Here is a 21,340-nt window from a genome sequence, read left to right as displayed (position 1 = left end):
GCGGGTTCGCTGCCGAGATACTCCTGGTAGGAACCACGCGACGATCCCAGCAGGGGGACGGATGAGCGACCCGGCACCGCCCACGCAACCCGCCGCGGCAGGCGACTCGCTGGTCGACCTGCACGGCCGCAGTCCCTGGAGCATGCTGCCGGCGCTGCTCGTCGGGTTCTTCATGATCATGCTCGACACCACGATCGTGAACATCGCCGTGCCGAGCCTCGTGAGCTCCTTCGACGCCGGCCTCGTCGCCGTCGGCTGGGTGAACAGCGCCTACCTGCTCAGCTACGCGATCCTGCTGCTGGTCGCCGGGCGGCTCGGCGACCGGTACGGCCCCCGGCCGATGTTCATCGCCGGGCTCGCGGTCTTCACGGCGGCCTCACTGGCCTGCGGTGTCGCCCCGACCATCGGGTGGCTCATCGCGGCGCGCGCCGTGCAGGGCATCGGCGGTGCGCTCGTCACCCCGCAGACGATGACGCTCATCACTCGGGTGTTCCCCGAGCGGCAGCGCGGCACCGCACTCGGGCTGTGGGGCACCATCGCCGGTGTCGCAGCCATCGCCGGACCGCTGCTCGGCGGGCTGCTCGTCGAGACCATCGGCTGGCAGTGGATCTTCTTCGTCAACGTGCCGGTCGGCGTCGTCGCGCTGTGGCTGGCCTTCCGTCGGCTGCCGGTGCTCAGTACCCAGGCCCGCACGCTCGACCTGGTCGGGGTGGGGCTGTCCGTCGTCGGGCTGTTCCTCGTCGTGTTCGGGCTCCAGGAGGGCTCCACCTACGACTGGGGCACCATCGCCGGTCCGGTCACCGTGTGGGGCGTGATCGGCGTCGGGCTGGTCGTGCTCGTCGTGTTCGGCCTGCTGCAGGCCCGACGCGGCGAGGACGCGCTGCTGCCGATGCGGCTCTTTCGGCGGCGCAACTTCCTGCTCGGCAACGTGGCGGGTGCCGCGGTGACCTTCGCGATGATCGGGATCTACTTCCCGATCATGCTGTACCTGCAGGAGATCCTCGGGCTCTCGGCCATCCACGCGGCCCTCGTCGACCTGCCCGGGTCGGTGATCTCGGCGGCGGTCGCGCCGTTCGTCGGTCGGCTCTCGGACCGGATGCCCGGTAAGTGGATCGTGGCCACCGGGTTCGGCGGGATGGCCCTCGGGGTCGCCTGGCTGGCCGGGTGGACGGACGTCGAGCGCACCGCCTGGCACCTCGTCTTCCCGCTCGCGCTGTTCGCGCTCGGTGTCACCGCGGTGATGTCGCCGCTGTCGAACCTGGTGAGCGCGGGGTTGGAGGCGTCCACGGCGGGCGCCGCGTCGGGGGCCTTCAACATGACCCGGCAGGTCGGCGGCGTCATTGGATCCGCGGCGATCGTCGTCATGCTGTCCGCCCGCGCCGCGGTCGAGATCCCCGCGATGGCCCGCTCGCTCGCCGACGGGCTGTCCGCCCAGGGGCGCGAGGTGTTCCTGCAGGCGCTCGCGTCCGGTGGGCTGAGCCAGGGCACGTCGGGGGACGTGACGCTGCCCGAGGGCACGCCGGCCTCGGTGGTCGCCGAGGTGCATGCGGCCGCGGTCCAGGCCGTGCACACCGGGTTCGCCGCCGCGACCGCGCAGACGATGCTCCTGGCCTGCGCGGTCGTCGTCGTCGGGCTGCTCGCCGGGCTGGCCATGCGCTCCGGTGCGGAGCCGGCGCGGGCGGCGGTGGCCGTCGAGGCGGGCTGAGCCCAGCACCAGCGGGGCGTACCGGGTGCGGGGCCGGTGCGCGGCCCCGCACCCCGCAAGGCTCAGACCGTCGGCGGCCGCGTCATCGCGAGCACGTCGAGCGCGGAGTCGAGCTGGTCGAGCGTGAGCTCGCCGCGCTCCACGTACCCCAGGTCGAGGACGGCCTGGCGGATCGTGATCCCGGCCTTCACCGAGTGCTTGGCGATCTTCGCCGCGGCCTCGTAGCCGATCACCCGGTTGAGCGGGGTGACGATCGACGGGGACGACTCGGCCAGCGCCCGCGCGCGCTCCACGTTCGCGGTGATGCCGGCGACCGTGCGGTCGGCGAGCACCCGGCTGCTCGTGGACAGCAGGCGGATCGACTCGAGCAGGGCCGAGGCGATCACCGGGATCTGCACGTTGAGCTCGAACGCACCGCTGGCCCCCGCCCACGCCACCGTGGCGTCGTTGCCGATGACGCGGGCCGCCACCTGCAGCACCGCCTCGGGGACGACGGGGTTGACCTTGCCGGGCATGATCGACGACCCCGGCTGCAGGTCGGGGATGGCGATCTCGCCGAGCCCGGTGTTGGGGCCCGAGCCCATCCAGCGCAGGTCGTTGCAGATCTTGGTGAGGCTCACCGCGATGGTGCGCAGCGCCCCGGACAGCTCGACCAGCCCGTCGCGTGCGCTCTGCGCCTCGAAGTGGTCGCGCGCCTCGGTGAGCGGCAGCCCGGTGTCCTCGCGCAGCAGCGCGATCACCCGCTGCGGGAAACCGGCCGGGGTGTTGATCCCGGTGCCCACGGCCGTGCCGCCCAGCGGGACCTCGGCCGCCCGCGGCAGGGCCGAGTGCAGCCGCTCGACGCCGTAGCGCACCGCCGCCGCGTAGCCGCCGAACTCCTGGCCCAGCGTCACGGGCGTGGCGTCCATGAGGTGGGTGCGGCCGGACTTGACCACACCGGTGAACTCGGACGCCTTGGCGCCCAGCGCCTCGGCCAGGTGCTCGAGCGCCGGGACCAGGTCGTCGACCACACCGGCGGTGGCGGCCACGTGCACCGAGGTGGGGAACACGTCGTTGGACGACTGGGAGGCGTTCACGTGGTCGTTGGGGTGCACGTCGCGGCCCAGGCGCCGGGTGGCGAGGGTCGCGATCACCTCGTTGGTGTTCATGTTCGAGCTGGTGCCCGACCCGGTCTGGTAGACGTCGATCGGGAAGTGCGCGTCGTGCAGCCCGGCCGCGACCTCGTCGGCGGCGGCGACGATCGCCTCGGCGATGTCGGCGGGCAGCACGCCCAGCTCGGCGTTCGCCCGGGCCGCGGCCTTCTTCACCCTGGCGAGGGCCTCGATGTGCGCGCGCTCCAGACCCTTGCCGGAGATCGGGAAGTTCTCCACGGCGCGCTGGGTCTGCGCGCGGTACAGGGCCTGGGCCGGGACCCGGACCTCACCCATCGTGTCGTGCTCGATGCGGAACTCGGGGACCCCGTCGTCGGGGCCGGTCACGGACGTCATGGGGCCATCCAACCAGCCGCCTTGGTCTCTGGGACCTTGGTCCGGTGTCGGCTGCGCCACGTCCGGCCTGCGCACCCGGCGGCGGCGCGCGGGGCGCCCGGCGGCGGCGACCTTCGTCCGTGTCGCCCGGCGGGTGTCAGCCCACGTCGCCGGCCACCTGGACGACGCGCACCCGCCCGTCGTCGAGCGCGTACTCCACCCCGATGATCGCGCAGCTGCCGGCCGCCACCCGCTCGGCCAGCGAGACGGAGTAGCCCTGCAGCATCTGCACGGTGTGGCGCACGTGCTCGGTGCCCAGCACCGCGGGGTCGAGCGTCGACAGGTCCGTCCCCTCGCTGACCAGCCCGACGATGCTCGGGATCACCCGGTCGACCACGGCGCGGACGAACCCCGGCGGGATCTGCGCATGGGCGAGGGCAGCGGTCGCGGCGCCGACGGCCCCGCAGCTGTCGTGCCCGAGCACCACGACGAGGCTCGCCCCGGCGACCGTGACGCCGTACTCGATCGAGCCGATCACCGTGGTGTCCAGCACATGGCCGGCGGTGCGGACCACGAAGACATCGCCCAGGCCCTGGTCGAAGATGATCTCGGCCGCGACCCGGCTGTCCGAGCAGCCGAACACCACCGCGAACGGGTGCTGCGCGGCGGTCAGCTGGTCACGGCGCGCGGCGTCCTGGGACGGGTGCTCCATCGCACCGGCCACGAACCTCTCGTTGCCGGTGCGCAGCGCGGCCCAGGCCTGGGCAGGGGTGAGCGGGCGGTCGGACATGCAGATCCCTCCTCGGGGACCGCGGCGCGACCGACGGGGACGGGCTCAGACGAGCTCGGCCGAGGTGGGAGGGTTCGCGCCGGGACGGGACACCGTGATCGCCGCGATCCTCGCGCACCTGCGCAGGATCCGCTCGACGACGGCGGCGTCGGCCGTGCGCAGCGCGGCGCGGCGGTCGGCCCCCAGCAGCCCGGCCGACCACAGCCCGTCGATCAGCCCGCCCATGAACGAGTCACCCGCGCCGACGGTGTCCGCGACCGTGACCGACTCGGCCGGCACCGTCAGCTGCAGGCCGGCGCAGGTGCAGGCCAGCGCGCCCTCGCCGCCGAGGGTGACGACGACGAGCGCGGGCCCGGCCTGCGCCCAGCGCTCGGCGACCTGGGCCGGGGTCTCGTCGGGGTAGAGCCAGGCCAGGTCCTCGTCGGACACCTTGACGACGTCCACCGCGGCCACGATCCGCTCGATGACGTGCCGGTTCGCGTCGGCCGGTCCGATGATGCTCGGCCGCAGGTTCGGGTCGTAGGTGAGGGTGCTCGTCGCGCGGTGCCGGCCGAGCTCGGTCTCGACCCGCGCGCCGCCCGGGGCCAGCAGCGCCGCGATCGACCCGGTGTGCACGACGACGGGCGGCTCGGCGTCCTCCTCGTACCGCGACGGAAGGTCCCACTCGAGGTCGAACACGTAGGTGGCCACCCCCGCCGCGTCGAGGTGGGCGGTCGCGGCCGACGTGTGGTTCGGCCCGGTGAGGCCGCTGAGCACGCGGACCCCCGAGGCCTCGAGGTGGCGGCGCACCAGCGCGCCGTCGGAGTCCTCGCCCAGCCAGGTGAGCAGGTCGGCCCGCCGGCCGAGCCGGGCCAGCCCCAGCGCCACGTTCGCCGGCGACCCGCCGGGGTGCCGGTCGGTCGACCCGTCCGCGCGCACCACCGCGTCGACGAGTGCCTCGCCGATGACCAGTGCCCGTTCCTCGCCCATGCTCATCCCTCGTCGTGCTCGTCGTCGGTGCTGGTGGTCGTCTCGTGCGTGGCCGCGCCGTCCCGGGCCGAGGGGTCGGCGGGCTCCTGGGTGCCGGCGCTCGCGGCCTCCAGGCGCCGACGGGCTCCGTCAAGCCACTCCTGGCAGCGCGCGGCGAGGGCCTCGCCGCGCTCCCACAGGGCCAGCGACTCCTCGAGGGTCCCGGCACCGGACTCCAGGCGCTGGACCACGGCCACCAGCTCGTCGCGGGCCTGCTCGTAGCTGAGCCGGGCCACGTCCGGTGGGGCGTCGGGGGCGGGCCCGGTGCGGTCGGCGGTGGTCACGGGGCCAGTCAACCAGCCTGACCCGGCGCGCTCCGAACCGCCAGGGTGCCGCGGGCCAGCCGGACGGCGAGCAGCTCGTCGGGCTCGACGTCGGCGGCGTCCCGCAGCACCGACCCGTCGGCCCGCTGCACGACGGCGTAGCCGCGGTCCAGGGTGGCGGCCGGGGACAGCGCCCGGACCTGGGCCGCCAGGGCGCTCACCTGGGTGTGCTGGGTGAGCAGCCGGGACTCCAGCGCGCGCCGCAGCCGGGCCGTGGTGGCGCCCAGACCGCTCGTGTGCGGGTCGAGCATGGTCTGCGGGTGGGCGAGCACCGGGCGGCTGCGCAGCTGGGCGAGACCGGCCAGCTCGCGTTCGATGCGCCGGGAGACCGCGACGTGGGCGCGGGTGCGGGCCTGCACCAGCCCGGCCCGTTCGGCCGTGACGTCGGGCACCACGCGCTTGCCGGCGTCGGTGGGGGTCGAGGCCCGCAGGTCGGCGACCAGGTCGAGCAGCGGGCTGTCCATCTCGTGCCCGATCGCGCTGACGAGCGGGGTGCGGCAGGCCGCCGCGGCGCGCACGAGCGACTCGTTGCTGAACGGCAGCAGGTCCTCGAACGACCCGCCGCCGCGGGCCACGACGATGACCTCGACCCGGGGGTCCTCGTCGAGCTCGCGCAGCGCGGCGCTCACCTCGGGCACCGCCCGCGGGCCCTGCACGGTGACCCGGCGGATCTCGAACCGCACCCCCGGCCAGCGGGCGCGGGCGTTGGTGACCACGTCGTGCTCGGCGTCGCCCTGCTGGGCGCACACGAGGCCGACGACGGCCGGCAGGAACGGCAGCGGGCGCTTGCGGTCGGCCGCGAACAGCCCCTCGGCGGCGAGCACGCCCTTGAGGTGCTCGAGGCGGGCCAGCAGCTCGCCGAGACCCACGAGGCGCACCTCGTCGGCCACGAAGCTGAGCTCACCGCGCTTGGCGTAGAACTGCGGCCGGGCGTGCACGACGAGGTGCGCGCCGTCGGCCACCGCGAGCCCGCTCAGCGCGCCCGCGTCCAGGGTCACGGACAACGACATGTCCAGGTCGGTGTCGCGCAGCGTGAGGAACGCCCGCCGGTTCCACCGCTTGAGGTTGAGCACCTGGCCCTCGACCCACACGGGCGGCATCCGGGCGATGTAGTCGGCGATCTTGGGCGCCAGGTGCCGCACCGGCCACGGGCGTTCGGCCGTGGTGTCGGCCGCCTTGAGCGGCGGTGGCAGACGGCCGCCGTCGGCCTGCGGTCCCGTGGTCACAGGCACACTGTGCCGCACGTCGGGGACAGCGCGGCTGCGGCGCTCGTCGGGGCTGCGGCGTGGCGACGGGCTGCGCCGGGGGCGGCCCACCGAGGAACGTCCGGCCCCGCCACCTAGACTGAACCGGTGACGACGACCTCGGACCCGGTGCGCAAGAAGGTGCTGCTGGCCTCCCCGCGCGGCTACTGCGCGGGTGTCGACCGGGCGGTCGTGGCCGTCGAGAAGGCGCTGGAGCACTACGGCGCCCCGGTCTACGTGCGCAAGCAGATCGTGCACAACACCCATGTGGTGGCGACGCTGTCCGCCCGTGGTGCCGTGTTCGTCGACGAGGTGGACGACGTGCCCCCCGGCGGCCGGTTGGTGTTCTCGGCGCACGGTGTCTCGCCCGCCGTCCGAGAGGCGGCGCAGGTGCGCTCGTTGCAGACGATCGACGCGACCTGCCCGCTGGTGACCAAGGTGCACAAGGAGGCGCTGCGGTTCGCGGCGGACGACCTGGACATCCTGCTCATCGGCCACGTCGGGCACGAGGAGGTCGAGGGCACCCAGGGTGAGGCGCCCGCGCACGTCCAGGTGGTCGACAGCCCCGCGGCCGTCGACCAGGTCGAGGTGCGTGACCCGGACCGGGTCGTGTGGATCTCGCAGACCACGCTCTCGGTGGACGAGACGATGGAGACGGTGCGGCGGCTGCGTGAGCGCTTCCCGAACCTGCAGGACCCGCCGAGCGACGACATCTGCTACGCGACGCAGAACCGGCAGGTCGCGGTGAAGAAGATGGCAGCCGAGTGCGATGTCGTGGTCGTGGTCGGCTCGGCGAACTCGTCGAACTCGGTGCGGCTGGTCGAGGTGGCGCGTGAGCAGGGCGCCGGTGCCGCCTACCGGGTGGACGCGGCCAACGAGCTCGACCTGGCCTGGTTCGCGGGCGCGGCGACGGTCGGGGTGACCTCGGGAGCCTCGGTGCCGGAGATCCTGGTCCGCGATGTGCTGGCCGTGCTGGCGGGCGTCGGCTTCGACGACGTGCAGGAGGTGCGGACCGCGACCGAGGACCTCATGTTCTCGTTGCCGCGTGAGCTGCGGGCCGACCTCCGTGAGGCGGGTGCCGAGGACCGGCGGCCGCGCCGTGAGGGCCGCCGCCCGCTCGACGTCCAGCCGGCCTGAGCCCACTGCTGCTCGCGCCGCGAACCTCAGGCCGGTTCGGCGTGCCGCGTCTGCGGTGAGTCGTCGGCCGGGACCGCCGGCCCGTCGTCGGCCGCGTCGCGGTCGCCGGCTGCGGGCTCGCCCAGGGCGACGACCTGGTCCCGCACCGAGGCGAGCAGCTCGGGTGCGCCGACCCCGGACAGCCGCAGGTCGACCGGCGGCGGGGTCGCCAGCTCGGCGTCGACGACGTCGAGCGCCGCGAACCGTCGCGCGCTCACCAGGACCCGGGTCTCGAGCGAGGCGACGGTCTGGTTGTAGGCGCCGGCCGCCGTCTCGAGCGTCCGCCCGAGCCGGGCCAGGTGCGAGCCCATCGTGGCGAGCCGTCCGTGCAGCTCCTTGCCCAGGTCCAGGACGGCCTGGGCGTTCTGCGCGAGCGCGTCCTGCCGCCAGGCGTAGGAGACCGTGCGCAGCAGGGCGAGCAGGCTGGTCGGGGTGGCGAGCACGACCTGGCGCTCGAAGGCGTAGTCGACGATCGCCGGGTCCACGTCGAGCGCGGCGGGCAGGAACGACTCGACCGGCACGAACATGACGACGAACTCGGGCGTCGGGGCGAACTGCTCCCAGTACCGCTTGGCGGCCAGGGCGTCGACGTGCGCCCGCAGCTGACGCGCGTGGGCGGCCATCGCGGCGGCCCGGGCCGTGGGCTCGTCGGTCGCGGCGGCCTCGAGGAAGCCGAGGAACGGCACCTTGGCGTCGACCACGACCTGCTTGCCGCCGGCCAGATGCACCACCATGTCCGGTCGCAGCGACCCGTCGTCGGTGCGCACGTGCTCCTGCTCGACGAAGTCCACGTGGGCGACCATCCCGGAGACCTCGACGACCCGTCGCAGCTGCACCTCGCCCCACCGGCCGCGCACCTGCGAGGCGTGCAGCGCCGTGACGAGCTGGTCGGTCTGGCTGCGCAGCCGTTCGGCGTCCTGGCGCATCGCAGCGACCTGGGCACCGAGGGCCGCGTGCCCCTCCGCCCGGGCCTGCTCGGTGGCGGTGAGCTGGCTGCGGACCTCGTCCAGGGTGCGGGTCAGCGGTTCGAGCAGCATGCGGAACGCCTGCTCACGGGCCATGAGCGAACCGACCTGCGCCTCGTGGTCGGCGGCGAAGCGCTGCTCGGCGGCCCGGACGAGCTGGTCGGTCGAACCGGCGAGCACCTGCCCGGCGAGCGCGGCGAACCGGTCCCGGTCACCGCCCACGGCGGCCTCCAGCTGGGCCTCGGCGCGTGTGGCGCGCACCTGGGCGGCGTGCACGGCGGCCAGCGACCGCCGGCCGGCCGCCAACCAGCCGATCACGAGTCCGAGGAGTGCGCCGACGGCCAGCCCGATGAGCAACGAGGTCATGGCCGCAGGCTCCCACCGGGCACCGACACGCCCGCCCCGCGTCGCCGACCCGCCCGCACGTCCCGCGTGCCCGGCAGCCCCGCGAGCGGGCCCGGCCGGTCCGACCCGCGGCGCAGGTCCCGGACGCCGGGTCCTAGGGTGGCTGTCATGGATGTGACAGCACCCCCCGCGGTCCGGCTCACCGGGCTGTGGCGACGGTTCGGCACCAAGGTCGCGGTCGGCGGCATCGACCTGGAGGTCCCCGCGGGCTCGTTCTACGGCCTGGTGGGTCCCAACGGCGCAGGCAAGACGACGACGCTGCGGATGGCGACCGGGCTGTTGCGGCCCGACGCGGGCACCGTCCTGGTCGAGGGCGTCGACTTGTGGGCCGACCCGATCCGCGCGAAGTCCCTGTTCGGCGTGCTGCCCGACGGGGTGCGCCTGTTCGACCGGCTCAGCGGGCGCCAGCTCATCACCTACGCGGGCCTGCTGCACGGCCTCGACCGCACGACGGCCGTCGCACGCACCGACGACCTGCTGCGCGCGCTCGACCTCGAGCAGGACGCCGCGACCCTCGTCGTCGACTACTCGGCGGGGATGACGAAGAAGGTGGCGCTCGCGGCCGCGATGGTGCACGCCCCGCGGCTGCTCGTGCTGGACGAGCCGTTCGAGGCGGTGGACCCGGTCTCGGCGGCGAACATCCGCGAGATCCTCACGGCCTTCGTCGCCTCGGGTGGCACGGTCATCGTGTCCTCGCACGTCATGGACCTGGTGCAGCGGATGTGCGACCACGTCGCCGTGGTCGCCGGCGGGCGGGTGCTCGCCGCGGGCACGGTCGACGAGGTGCGGGCCGGCTCGACGCTGGAGGACCGCTTCGTCCAGCTCGTCGGCGGACGCAGTGCGGGGGAGGGGCTGGAGTGGTTGCGCACCTCGTCCGCCTCAAGCTGACCCTCCTGCTCAACGGTCTTCGGCGCAGCGTCTGGCAGCAGGTCGGGCTGGCCTTCGCGGCCCTGTACGCCCTCGGCCTGCTGGTGCTGGGTGTCGTCGGGCTGGTCGCGCTGAGCACGCAGGACGTGGCGCTGCGCGCGGGCGTCGTGCCGGCTTTCGGTGCGCTGCTCGTGCTCGGCTGGTGGGTGGTGCCGCTGGTCGCATTCGGTGTCGACGCGACGCTGGACCCGACGCGGTTCGCCACCTATCCGGTGCCGCGGCGCTCCTTGCTCGTCGGGCTGGCCCTGTCCGGGGTGGTCGGGGTGCCCGGCGTCGCCACCGCCGTGCTGTGCCTGGCCACCGTGGTGGTGTGGTGGCACGAGCCGGTCGCCGCCCTGGTCGCCGTGCCGTGCATGGCGCTGGCACTGGCCACGGCCGTCGTCGGCTCACGTGCCACGACCTCGCTGGGCGCGGCCGTGCTGGGCCGGCGCCGGGTGCGCGAGGTGCTCGTCGTCGTCATGGTGCTGCCGCTCATGCTGCTCGGCCCGATCCTCACCGGCCTCACCGGCGTGGTGACGCGGCTGGGCGCGGGCGGGGTGGACAGGCTCGGTGAGGTCGCCGGCTGGACCCCGTTCGGGGCCGCCTGGGCGGTGCCGGCGCTCGTGGCGCAGGGGCAGTGGGGCGGGGCCGCGCTGCGGCTGCTCATCGCGCTGGTCACGCTGGGGGTGCTCGTCGCGGTCTGGGACCGGGCGCTCACCCGGGCCGCCGTGGAGCCGACCGGGGGCGGCGAGAGCGCGCGCGCCGAGGGGCTCGGCTGGTTCGGACGGCTGCCCGGCACACCGACCGGTGCGATCGCCGCGCGCTGCCTCACCTACTGGCGGCGCGACCCCCGGTACTCGATGGCTGTCATCACGCTGCCGCTGCTGCTCGTGGTGTTCCTCGTCGCGATGCCCGGGGGCGGGATGGTCGTCGCCGTCGGCCCGCTGGCGGGGATGATCTTCGGCTGGACCGTGTCGGCGGACCTGGCCTACGACGGCAGCGCCTTCTGGATGCACCTGTCGGCACCCGTGCCCGCCGCGGCGGACCGCTGGGGGCGGATCGTCTCGACCCTGGTCGTCGGGGTGCCCGGATCGGTGGTGCTCACCGTGGCGTCCGCGGCGCTGGCCCACCGGCTGGACGCGCTGCCGGCGCTGCTGGGCATGACGCTCGGGCTGCTGCTCGTGGCGCTCGGCTGCGCCTCGGTGGTCTCCGCGCTCGTCGTCTACAAGGCGCGCCAGCCCGGCGAGAACCCGTTCAGCACACCGCAGGGGGCGTCGATGGCCGCGATGACCAGCCAGCTCGCCGGCTTCACCGGGGTCGGGCTGCTCGCCTCCCCGGTGCTCGTCCTCGGGGTGGTCGCGATGGTGCGCGGCTCGTGGCTGCTGGGGCTGCTCACCCTCGTGCTGGGTCTGGGGATCGGCGTGGTGGTCCTGCTGCTCGGCGCCCGGATCGGTGCGCGTACGCTCGAGCGGCGCGCCCCGGCCCTGTTCGCCCAGCTCGCCTCGTTCTGAGCCGCAGGTCCGCGCGGGTCCGGCCCGGTCCGGGGCCCACCTAGACTGGCCTGTCGTGGCTCTCACCATCGGCATCGTCGGTCTGCCCAACGTCGGCAAGTCCACCCTGTTCAACGCCCTCACCCGGGCGAGCGTGCTCGCGGCGAACTACCCGTTCGCGACGATCGAGCCGAACGTCGGGGTGGTGCCGCTGCCCGACGAGCGGCTGGGACAGCTCGCGCAGGTGTTCGGCTCGGAGCGGCTGGTGCCGGCCACGGTGTCGTTCGTCGACATCGCGGGCATCGTCAAGGGTGCCTCGGCGGGGGAGGGGCTGGGCAACCAGTTCCTGGCCAACATCCGCGAGGCCGATGCGATCTGCGTCGTGACCAGGGCGTTCGCCGACCCGGACGTGGTGCACGTGGCCGGCCGGGTGGATCCGCGCGACGACATCGAGACGATCCGCACCGAGCTGGCGCTGGCCGACCTGCAGACGCTGGAGAAGGCGGTGCCGCGCCTGGAGAAGGAGGTGCGGGCCAAGAAGGCCGAGCCGGCGGCGCTCACGGCCGCGGTGCGCGCCCAGGAGGTGCTCGGTGCCGGCGGCGTGCTGGACGGCTCGGGCGTCGATCTCGAGGAGCTCGCCGGCCTCTCGCTGCTCACGGCCAAGCCGTTCATCTACGTCTTCAACACCGACGACGAGGGCCTGGCCGACACCGCCATGCAGGACGACCTGCGGGCGTTCGTCGCCCCGGCCGACACGATCTTCCTGGACGCCAAGTTCGAGGCCGAGCTCACCGAGCTGGAGCCCGACGAGGCCGCCGAGATGCTCGCGGCGAGCGGTCAGGAGCAGTCGGGCCTGGACCAGCTGGCCCGGGTCGGCTTCCACACCCTGGGCCTGCAGACGTACCTGACGGCCGGCCCCAAGGAGGCCCGGGCCTGGACCATCCACCAGGGCTGGACGGCCCCGCAGGCCGCCGGTGTCATCCACACCGACTTCCAGAAGGGCTTCATCAAGGCCGAGGTGATCTCCTTCGACGACCTGGTCGCCGCCGGCTCCATCGCCGCCGCGCGCTCGGCGGGCAAGGCCCGCATCGAGGGCAAGGACTACGTCATGGTCGACGGCGACGTGGTGGAGTTCCGCTTCAACGTGTGACCGGTGGCGGCCGCGCCCTCCTCGACGTGGTCGTCGTGGGGCGTCGGCTCCCTGACCAGTTGTTTCGGGCACGTAACACAAACCCGGGTCTCGCATGGTGGAACACGCCGGAGCAGTATCAATCGGGTAACGATCGCCCCTGCGGCGGGCTCCAGGTCGGATGTCCGACGTGGTGTGTGACTACTTTGAACCAACTGACGGTGGTCCCGGCTGCCTCGCCGTGCCATCGCTCGGAGGGCGTTCGCGCCCCCACCCCATCCCAGGAGGACATGTGAAGATCAGGCGAATCGGTGCCGGTCTGGCCGTGCTCGCAGCGGGCACGCTCGTGCTCAGCGCGTGCTCGAACAAGCCGGCCGCGAGCCCGACGACCAGCGCGGCGGCGACCGGCGGCACGGTGACGGTGGCGGAGACGAACTCGTTCAGCTCCTTCAACCCGAACACCTCGAACGGCAACACCGACATCAACTCGAAGGTCATCTCGTACCCGACGCGCTCGTGGTTCAACTACACCGATGGCTCGTCCTTCGCCGCCGGGAACCCGAAGGTCATCAAGGACACCTCCTTCGGCACCTACAAGGTGGACTCCGAGGACCCGCTGGTCGTGACCTACACGGTCAACGACGGTGTGAAGTGGTCCGACGGTGAGCCCGTCGACGCGAACGACCTGGTCTTCTCCTGGGCCGTCGACTCCGGCCACTACAACAGCAAGGACGGCAAGGTCACGTACTTCGACTACGCCGGCGACACCGGGACGCTGGGTCTGACCTCGTTCCCGAAGATCGGCGACGACGGCCGGTCGATCACGCTCACCTACTCCAAGCCGGCCGCTGACTGGGAGATCGCCCTGTCGGCCGAGGAGCCGGCCCACATCGTGGCGAAGAACTCCGGTCTGGCCGACGCCAAGGCGCTCACGGACCTGCTGAAGTCGCTCGCCGACTCGGCGCCGACCGCCACCGCCGCGGACCCGAAGCTCGAGGCCGTCGCGACGTTCTGGAACACCGGCTACGACTCCACGACGCTCCCGTCGAACCCCGACCTGTACGTCTCGAGCGGCCCGTACATCGTCTCCAACGTGGTCGAGAACCAGTCGGTCACCCTGGTGCCGAACAAGGCGTACGTCGGCGACAACAAGCCGAAGCTCGACTCGATCATCATGCGCACCATCCCGGACTCGACCGCGGCCGTGCAGGCGCTCAAGAACGGTGAGGTCGACGTCATCTCGCCCCAGGCGGACGCCGACACGCTCACCGCGCTCAAGGCCGTGAGCAACGCCACGCTCCACCAGGGCGACCAGCTCGCCTACGACCACGTCGACCTGACGTTCAACAACGGCGGCCCGTTCGACGCGAAGACCTACGGCGGCGACGAGGCCAAGGCCCTCAAGGTCCGCCAGGCCTTCCTCAAGACGATCCCGCGCCAGGCCATCCTCGACGCCATCGTCACCCCGCTGAAGTCCGACGCCGCGGTGCTCAACTCCCAGCTGTTCGTCCCGGCCCAGGCCGCCTACACCGACTCGGCGAAGGCGAACGGCTCGGACAAGTACCCGGCTGAGCCCGACGTCGCCGGCGCCAAGGCGCTGCTCGCCGAGGCCGGCGTCACGTCGCCGACCGTGCGCATCCTCTACAACATCAAGAACCCGAACCGGGTGAACGCCTACACGCTGATCGCCAAGAGCGCGACCGACGCCGGCTTCACCGTCGTCGACAACGGCGACGCTGCCTGGGGCAAGCGCCTGGGTGACGGCTCGTACGACGCCTCGATCTTCGGCTGGATCAACCCGGGCATCGGGGTCTCCGGTGTGCCGCAGATCTTCTCCTCGACGGGTGGCGGCAACTACAACGGCTACTCGAACCCGAAGGTCGACGCCCTGACGAGCCAGCTGATCGTCACCCTCGACCCGGCCAAGCAGGTCGACATCGAGAAGCAGATCGACCCGTTCCCGTTCGCTGACGCGTACGGCCTGCCGCTGTTCCAGTCGGTCGGCATCGACGCGGTCTCCGACCGGGTCGCCGGGATCGACGTCTACAACCCCAACCAGGCCGGTGTCTGGTGGAACGTGTGGCAGTGGTCCGTCAAGGGCTGATCTGACCCCCACACCTCCGGTGTGAACGACAGCGCCGGGGCTGCAGCACTGCTGTGGCCCCGGCGCTGTCGCGTCCGGGGGTAGGGGTCCCGCGCGACGGGCACTAGAGTTCTGTCGCCAGTCGTCGAGCCGTCACCGGCCGGCGAGTCCCTGTCCATCCGGTCGTGGTCCGCCACGGCACGCTGCGCACGCCGCACCGGCTCAGGTGCCCGGTGTGAGGCGAGAGCGAGTTGTCATGTTCTCCTACGTCATGCGACGCCTCGGGGTGTCGTTGCTGGTCCTGCTGGGCGCGTCGTTCCTCGTGTACATGCTCGTCGCGGTGTCGGGAGACCCGCTCGCCGAGTTCCGCGAGTCGACCAAGGCCAACAAGGACCAGCTCATCGCCCAGCGAGTGGAGCTGCTGCACCTCGACGTGCCGGCACCGGTGCGCTACTTCATCTGGCTGGGCGGCGCCGTCAAGTGCGTCATCCCCGGCCAGTGCGACCTCGGCAGCACGCTCGCCGGGCAGCCGGTCACGACGGCGCTGTCGACGGCGATCCCCTCGACGCTCCAGCTGGTCACCGGGGCGACGCTCATCGCCATCGTGGTCGGCGTGGCCGTCGGCATCGTCACCGCGCTGCGCCAGTACTCGGCGCTCGACTACACGGTGACGTTCGTGGCGTTCCTCTTCTTCTCGCTCCCGGTCTTCTGGGTCGCCGTGCTCCTCAAGGAGTTCGGTGCGATCCGGTTCAACGACTTCCTCGCGCACCCGGTGATCTCCGGGACCGCGATCGCCGCCGTCGGCGTCGTCTCGGCCCTGGTCTGGCCGCTGCTCCTGGGGGGCAGCTGGCGCAGGCGCGGGATCACCGCGCTGGTCGCAGGTGCTGTCGGGGCCGGTGTCCTGTACTACCTCGGCGTGAGCGAGTGGTTCCTGTACCCGGGCCTCGGGCCTGTGCTCGTGGCCCTCACGGGTGCCGGCATCGCGATCGGCATCACCGCCCTGCTCGCCGGCCTGCAGAACCGGCAGGCGCTCTACGCCAGCCTCACGACCGTCGTGCTCGCACTCATCGCGATGTACGCACTGGCGCCGCTGCTCGAGCAGGCGACGCTGTGGCTCATCGTCCTGCTCGGCCTGGCGGCCATCGGTGCGGGCGTGCTCGCCGGCTACCTGTTCGGCGGCTACGACCGTCGCCAGTCGATGAAGGCCGCCGGCCTCACGTCGTTCCTCGTCGCCGGGCTCGTGCTGCTCGACCGGTTCATGCAGTCGTGGCCGGCCTACGTCGTGGCGACCCGGGGTCGCCCGATCGCGACCATCGGCTCCCAGACGCCGAACCTCAACGGTGACTTCTGGACCTCGGGGCTGGACTTCTTCACCCACCTCGTGCTGCCGACGACGGCGCTCGTGCTCATCTCGGTCGCGTCGTACACGCGGTACTCGCGGGCCTCGATGCTCGAGGTGATGGGTCAGGACTACGTGCGCACCGCACGGGCCAAGGGTCTGTCGGAGCGGGTCGTGGTCACCCGGCACGCGTTCCGCAACGCGCTCATCCCGCTGGCCACGGTCGTCGCCTTCGACATCGGACAGCTGCTCGGCGGTGCCGTCATCACCGAGAACGTGTTCTCGTTCAAGGGGATGGGCGCCCTGTTCGTCACCGGACTGACCCGTCAGGACCCGAACCCGGTGATGGGCACGTTCCTGATCGTCGGCATCACCGCCGTGACGTTCAACCTCCTGGCCGACCTGGCCTACTCCGCACTCGACCCGCGCGTGAGGGTGAAGGCATGAGCACCACCGAACGGATGACCGACTCCCTGGACAGCCAGGAGGTCCGCGCCGACCTCAAGGGCATGAGCCAGGGCGCCCTGGTCCGCAAGCGGTTCCTCGGCCACACCGCGGCACTCATCGCCGTCGCGCTGCTGGCCTTCGTCGTCCTGATCGCCCTCACCTCGGTGGGCATCGGCGCGTGGCACGGGTGGTGGAAGTACACCTGGCAGGACACCCCCAAGCTCATCGACGGTGGTGAGCCGACGCTGCAGCTGTTCCCCTTCTCCCTGGGCGAGCACCCGTTCGGCCAGGACAGCGTCGGGCGCGACTATTTCGCCATGACCATGCGCGGCACGCAGATCTCGTTGGTCATCACCGTGCTCGTCGGGGTGATCTCGGCGGTCGTCGGCGTCTCGGTGGGCGCGGCCTCCGGCTTCTTCCGGGGCTGGGTCGAGTCGGTCCTCATGCGGTTCACCGACATCGTCATCATCGTCCCGGTGCTGCTGCTCGGCGCCGTCATCGGGTACAACCTCAAGGCCGGGTTCGTGCTGCTCGGCACGTTCCTCGGTCTCGTGCTGTGGACCGGGATGGCGCGGCTCGTGCGCGGCGACTTCCTGTCGCTGCGCGAGCGGGAGTTCGTCGACGCGGCGCGGCTGGCGGGCGCCTCGTCCGGGCGGATCATCTTCAAGCACATCCTGCCCAACGCGGTCGGCGTCATCACCGTGAACACGACGCTGCTCATGTCCTCGGCGATCCTGCTCGAGACGTCGCTGTCCTACCTCGGCTTCGGGGTCAAGGCGCCGGACACGTCCCTCGGTCTGCTCATCTCGAGCAACCAGGCGGCGTTCTCCACGCGGCCGTGGCTGTTCTGGTGGCCCGGTCTGTTCATCGTGATCATCTGCTTGTCCATCAACTTCATCGGTGACGGGCTGCGCGACGCGTTCGACCCGCAGCAGAAGAAGGTCTCGCTGCGTCGGGTCAAGGAGCAGGCCCAGGTCGACGTGCCCGCCCCGCTCACGGCGGCGACCGCCGCGCCGGCGCAGGACGGTGGGACGACGCCCGAGCCCGGGGACGGTCGATGACCCGCGCTGTCGTCGTGGGGCCCGCCGTCGGCGCCGCGATGGGCGCCTCGTCAGCCGAGCGCGACGAGGATCGCCCCCAGGACCAGCAGAGCGACCAGCGCGCCGAGCGCACGGCCGTCCGTGCTGCGGGGGACCTCGAGGACGTCCGCGAAGCCGGGATCGAGCCTGTCGGTCTCGACCAGCTCCTGCCAGCGGCGGCGCACGACGCCGGCCACCGTGCCGGAGGCGCTGCGGGGGAGCTCGCCGACGTCCATCGGCAGCTGCTGGGAGCCGCGACCCGCGCCGGGTCGACGCAGGTCGGACGCGGTGGCCGAGGCCGCCACGTGCCGACCGGGACCGGGCGCCGCGAACACCTCGACCACGGCGTTCGGCGTGACGAGCGTGCACGTGAAACGGGTGCGGATGTCGACCAGTGCGCCCCACGGCACGTCGTAGGTGCGCAGCGGGTTGACCACGTGGATCCCGCTGTCGGCGACCCGCACGTACGGCTTGTAGAACACCAGCCAACCGGCCAGCGCGCCGGCCAGGGCGAACGGCAGGGCGCGCAGCGCGCCCGCCGCGCCTCCGGTGGCACCCTGCGCAGCGGTCATCCCCGCGGCGAGCAGCCACACCGCCACCGTGGCCGGGATCGCACTGCGCGGTCGGTACGTCCACACCTCGTCGCTCGTCGGCACACGGCCATGATCCCAGGAGCAGCACGATGACCACGACTTCCCCCCAGCCGCCGGTGCTGGAGGTCCGTGACCTGTCGGTCGACTTCGCCGTCAACCGTGTCTGGGTCCCGGCCGCGATCGGCCTCAACTACGAGGTGGCCGCCGGCGAGGTGCTCGCCATCGTCGGCGAGTCCGGCTCCGGCAAGTCCGTGAGCTCGATGGCGATCCTCGACCTGCTGCCGAAGAACGCCCGGGTGCGCGGCTCCATCAAGCTCAACGGCGAGGAGCTGCGGGGCATGCCGGCCTCGCGCATGCGCAACATCCGCGGCAACCAGATCGCGATGATCTTCCAGGAGCCGATGACGGCGCTCAACCCCGTCTACACGATCGGGGCGCAGATCGTCGAGACGCTGCGGCTGCACGACAGGATCTCCCACGAGCAGGCCGCCGAGCGGGCGATCGAGCTGCTCACGATGGTCGAGCTGCCCGACCCGGCCAAGGCGTTCCGCTCCTACCCGCACCAGCTGTCCGGCGGGCAGCGGCAGCGCGCGATGATCGCCCAGTCGCTGGCCTGCGACCCGTCGCTGCTCATCGCGGACGAGCCGACGACGGCGCTCGACGTCACCGTGCAGGCCGAGATCCTCGACCTCATGCGCAACCTGCGTGACCACCTCAACTCGGCGGTCATCCTCATCACGCACGACATGGGCGTGGTGGCCGACCTCGCGGACCGGATCGCGGTGATGCGCCGCGGTCTCATCGTCGAGACCGGGACCGCCGAGCAGGTGTTCGCGGCCCCGCAGCACCCCTACACCCAGGAGCTGCTGGCGGCCGTCCCGCACCTGGGTGGCGCCGAGATCGACCTCACCGCGGCGCTGGTCTCGGCGACCGGGGCCGAGAACCTCGTCGTCGACGTGAGCGCCGAGGAGCTGGCTCGTCGGGAGGCGGAGAACGCCCGGCTGCTCGAGGAGTCCCGTCGCGCCGAGCGCGCGAAGGCCCACGACGCCACCACCCCGATCCTGCTGCTCGAGCAGGTCGCGATCGAGTACCCCAAGCAGGGGCGGATGCCGGCGTTCCGGGCCGTCGAGGGCGCCGACCTCGTGGTCCGTCCCGGTGAGGTCGTCGGCCTGGTCGGCGAGTCCGGCTCGGGCAAGACCACGATCGGGCGGGCGGCCGTCGGGCTGCTGCCGGTCGCCGAGGGGCGGCTCACGGTCGGGGGCATCGACGTGTCGACCCGGGACCGCAAGTCGGTCGCGGCGCTGCGCCGCAAGGTCGGCATGGTGTTCCAGGACCCGTCGTCCTCGCTCAACCCGCGGCTGCCGATCGGTGAGTCGATCGGGGAGCCGATGTACCTGGCCGGGCTCGCGAAGGGTGAGGCGCTGCAGCGCCGCATCGAGGACCTGCTCGACCAGGTCGAGCTGCCACGGTCCTACCGCAACCGCTACCCGCACGAGCTGTCCGGCGGCCAGAAGCAGCGGGTCGGCATCGCCCGGGCCCTCGCGCTGTCGCCGGAGCTGCTGGTGGCGGACGAGCCCACCTCGGCCCTCGACGTGTCGGTCCAGGCCCACGTGCTCGAGCTGCTGCAGAACCTGCAGACCGAGCTGAAGTTCGCCTGCCTGTTCGTCACGCACGACCTGGCGGTCGTCGACCTGCTGGCCGACCGGATCGCCGTCATGCAGCGCGGTCGCATCGTCGAGCAGGGCACGCGGGACGCCATCCTGCGCAACCCGCAGGAGCAGTACACGCAGCGGCTCATCGCCGCCGTGCCGCTGCCCAACCCGGCCAAGCAGCGCGAGCGCCGTGAGCTGCGGGCGATGCTGCTCGAGGGGTCCTGAGCCCGTCATGAACGCACGGCCGGGGCAGCGGATCGCAGGGGCCGCACTCGTCGGGGTGCTCGCGCTGGTGCTGGCCGGGTGCACCGGGCACGGTGACCAGCAGCGGTCGACCACGGCGACGGTGGCCGTCGGCTACGCGTTCGGTTCGCTCAACGCGGCGACGTCCCTCGGACGTACCCCTGGCAGCACGCTCGTGCGGGGGCTGACGCACACCGGGTTCACCTCGCTCGACGCGGCCGGTGCTGCGGTGGCCGACCCGTCGTTCGGCACGGTCGAGAAGGTCTCCGACTCCCCGCTCACCGTGCGGTACACCCTCGCCGACGGCGTCCGCTGGTCCGACGGGGTCCCCGTCACCGGCGCCGACCTGCTGCTGGAGTGGGCGGCGCGGTCCGGTCAGCTCGACGAGGCGGTGCCGACGCTCGGTTCCGACGGCTCGCTCACCGACCCCGCCGCCCTCGACCAGCAGGTGGCCTTCGCCGCGACGTCCCCGGCGCTGGTGCACGCGACGGCGACCCCCGCGTTCGACGCGCACTCGCTCACGCTCGTCTACGACCAGCCGGTGGCCGACTGGCAGGTAGCGCTCGACGTCAACCTGCCGGCCCACGTGATCGGCCGGCTCGCACTCGGCCGGACCTCGACCGCGGCACCGACCCCGCAGGTGAGCGCGTCGGGTCTCGGTGTCACGGACCCGACGTCGACCGGCGCCGCGCCGGCATCCCCGCAGGCCTCGGCACCGGCCGCCTCCCCGTCGGCCCCCTCGCCGTCGGCCTCGTCAACCGACTGGGCCGCCGCTGTGACGGACGCGATCGTGCACGACGACCGCACCGCTCTGGTCGCCATCTCGCGCACGTGGCGGACGGCGGCCGACGCGGGCGCCCTGGCCGGCGACCCGTCCGCGGCGGTCGACGACGGGCCCTACGTCATCACCTCGGTCGCCCCCGACCGTGAGGTCGTCCTCGAGCCGAACCCCACCTACTCCGGCGCCCACCGGGCCAGGTTCACGCGCGTCGTCGTGCGTTCCGACCTCGCGCCGCTCGACCAGGTCGCGGCGCTGGGGACGGGTGAGGTGGACGTGGCCGCGCCGGTGGACACGGCCGATGTGCGCGCGGCGCTCGACCGGCTCGGCGGTGCCACCGTGGTCGACGGCGACGACCGCGTGCTCCAGCTCCAGGTCGGGGAGAAGAGCGGCGGGGCGTTCGACCCCTCGAGCTACGCCTCCGACGGCCCGGCCGCTGCCGCCGCCGCCCGGGCGGGGTTCCTCGGGGCGCTGGACCCGACCACGCTCGCCTCGACTGCCGGGGCCAGCGCGAGCGGC

The 21,340-nt window shown here is 72.8% G+C and carries 17 protein-coding genes; 10 read left to right on the top strand and 7 right to left on the bottom strand.

Annotated features, from left to right (window positions below; genetic code table 11):
* Positions 1–61: 61 nt before the first annotated feature.
* A complete protein-coding gene (locus F2B26_RS04205; protein WP_159806761.1) occupies positions 62–1,705 on the top strand; it encodes a DHA2 family efflux MFS transporter permease subunit in 1,644 nt (547 codons plus the stop codon).
* Positions 1,706–1,767: 62 nt separating this feature from the next.
* Here the strand turns inward: F2B26_RS04205 and F2B26_RS04200 are convergent, their stop codons facing one another.
* The 5 genes from F2B26_RS04200 to xseA all read right to left on the bottom strand — a co-directional run bounded on the left by F2B26_RS04200 (position 1,768) and on the right by xseA (position 6,518).
* Positions 1,768–3,192, bottom strand: coding sequence for a class II fumarate hydratase (locus F2B26_RS04200; RefSeq protein ID WP_159806759.1), 1,425 nt, complete (start codon positions 3,190–3,192; stop codon positions 1,768–1,770).
* Positions 3,193–3,328: 136 nt separating this feature from the next.
* A complete protein-coding gene (locus tag F2B26_RS04195) occupies positions 3,329–3,961 on the bottom strand; it encodes a carbonic anhydrase (protein WP_159806757.1) in 633 nt (210 codons plus the stop codon).
* 45 nt (positions 3,962–4,006) lie between these two features.
* Entirely contained in the window at positions 4,007–4,936 is a 930-nt protein-coding gene (locus tag F2B26_RS04190) for a carbohydrate kinase family protein (protein ID WP_159806755.1), read from the bottom strand.
* The gene (locus F2B26_RS04185) at positions 4,933–5,253 is read right to left on the bottom strand and encodes an exodeoxyribonuclease VII small subunit (protein WP_159806753.1); all 321 of its coding nucleotides are present in this window, start codon (positions 5,251–5,253) and stop codon (positions 4,933–4,935) included. The genes F2B26_RS04190 and F2B26_RS04185 overlap by 4 nt, the downstream gene beginning before the upstream one ends.
* A gap of 8 nt (positions 5,254–5,261) precedes the next feature.
* Entirely contained in the window at positions 5,262–6,518 is a 1,257-nt protein-coding gene (gene xseA / locus F2B26_RS04180; RefSeq protein WP_235929492.1) for an exodeoxyribonuclease VII large subunit, read from the bottom strand.
* A 126-nt stretch (positions 6,519–6,644) separates the two neighbouring features.
* Here xseA and F2B26_RS04175 point away from each other — a divergent pair, with 126 nt between their 5' ends.
* On the top strand, positions 6,645–7,673 hold the full coding sequence (locus F2B26_RS04175; protein WP_159806749.1) for a 4-hydroxy-3-methylbut-2-enyl diphosphate reductase: 1,029 nt from the start codon (positions 6,645–6,647) through the stop codon (positions 7,671–7,673).
* 26 nt (positions 7,674–7,699) lie between these two features.
* Here F2B26_RS04175 and F2B26_RS04170 read toward each other — a convergent pair whose 3' ends face one another.
* Complete coding sequence (locus F2B26_RS04170; protein WP_159806747.1) at positions 7,700–9,043, bottom strand: DNA recombination protein RmuC; 1,344 nt, start codon at positions 9,041–9,043, stop codon at positions 7,700–7,702.
* A 147-nt stretch (positions 9,044–9,190) separates the two neighbouring features.
* Here F2B26_RS04170 and F2B26_RS04165 point away from each other — a divergent pair, with 147 nt between their 5' ends.
* The 6 genes from F2B26_RS04165 (at position 9,191) to F2B26_RS04140 (ending at position 17,537) form a co-directional block, all read left to right on the top strand.
* Positions 9,191–9,970 (top strand): ABC transporter ATP-binding protein, encoded by a 780-nt coding sequence (locus F2B26_RS04165; protein ID WP_159806745.1) that lies wholly within the window; start codon positions 9,191–9,193, stop codon positions 9,968–9,970.
* Positions 9,940–11,499 carry a hypothetical protein gene (locus tag F2B26_RS04160; protein ID WP_159806743.1) on the top strand — a complete coding sequence of 520 codons (1,560 nt, stop codon included), beginning with the start codon at positions 9,940–9,942 and terminating at the stop codon, positions 11,497–11,499. The genes F2B26_RS04165 and F2B26_RS04160 overlap by 31 nt, the downstream gene beginning before the upstream one ends.
* 55 nt (positions 11,500–11,554) lie before the next feature.
* Positions 11,555–12,628: a redox-regulated ATPase YchF gene (gene ychF, locus F2B26_RS04155; RefSeq protein ID WP_159806741.1), complete on the top strand. Its 1,074-nt coding sequence runs from the start codon at positions 11,555–11,557 to the stop codon at positions 12,626–12,628.
* Positions 12,629–12,899: 271 nt separating this feature from the next.
* Positions 12,900–14,711 carry an ABC transporter family substrate-binding protein gene (locus F2B26_RS04150; RefSeq protein ID WP_201292601.1) on the top strand — a complete coding sequence of 604 codons (1,812 nt, stop codon included), beginning with the start codon at positions 12,900–12,902 and terminating at the stop codon, positions 14,709–14,711.
* Positions 14,712–14,946: 235 nt separating this feature from the next.
* Positions 14,947–16,476 carry an ABC transporter permease gene (locus tag F2B26_RS04145; protein WP_159806737.1) on the top strand — a complete coding sequence of 510 codons (1,530 nt, stop codon included), beginning with the start codon at positions 14,947–14,949 and terminating at the stop codon, positions 16,474–16,476.
* Positions 16,473–17,537, top strand: coding sequence for an ABC transporter permease (locus tag F2B26_RS04140; protein ID WP_159806735.1), 1,065 nt, complete (start codon positions 16,473–16,475; stop codon positions 17,535–17,537). Before F2B26_RS04145 ends, F2B26_RS04140 begins: the two co-directional genes overlap by 4 nt.
* A gap of 50 nt (positions 17,538–17,587) precedes the next feature.
* Here the strand turns inward: F2B26_RS04140 and F2B26_RS04135 are convergent, their stop codons facing one another.
* On the bottom strand, positions 17,588–18,211 hold the full coding sequence (locus tag F2B26_RS04135) for a PH domain-containing protein (protein ID WP_159806733.1): 624 nt from the start codon (positions 18,209–18,211) through the stop codon (positions 17,588–17,590).
* Between the two features lie 26 nt (positions 18,212–18,237).
* Between F2B26_RS04135 and F2B26_RS04130 the strand changes: the two genes are divergently transcribed.
* Both F2B26_RS04130 and F2B26_RS04125 read left to right on the top strand, forming a co-directional pair.
* The gene (locus F2B26_RS04130; protein WP_159806731.1) at positions 18,238–20,025 is read left to right on the top strand and encodes an ABC transporter ATP-binding protein; all 1,788 of its coding nucleotides are present in this window, start codon (positions 18,238–18,240) and stop codon (positions 20,023–20,025) included.
* A 7-nt stretch (positions 20,026–20,032) separates the two neighbouring features.
* Positions 20,033–21,340, top strand: a 1,308-nt coding sequence (locus F2B26_RS04125) for an ABC transporter substrate-binding protein (protein WP_235929491.1), incomplete at its 3' end; no start/stop codon positions are given.

The organism is Cellulomonas citrea, assembly GCF_009829685.1.
Taxonomy (GTDB): domain Bacteria; phylum Actinomycetota; class Actinomycetes; order Actinomycetales; family Cellulomonadaceae; genus Cellulomonas; species Cellulomonas citrea.
Note: the sequence above shows the minus strand (reverse complement) of the source record. Positions and strands in the feature narration are given on the sequence as shown.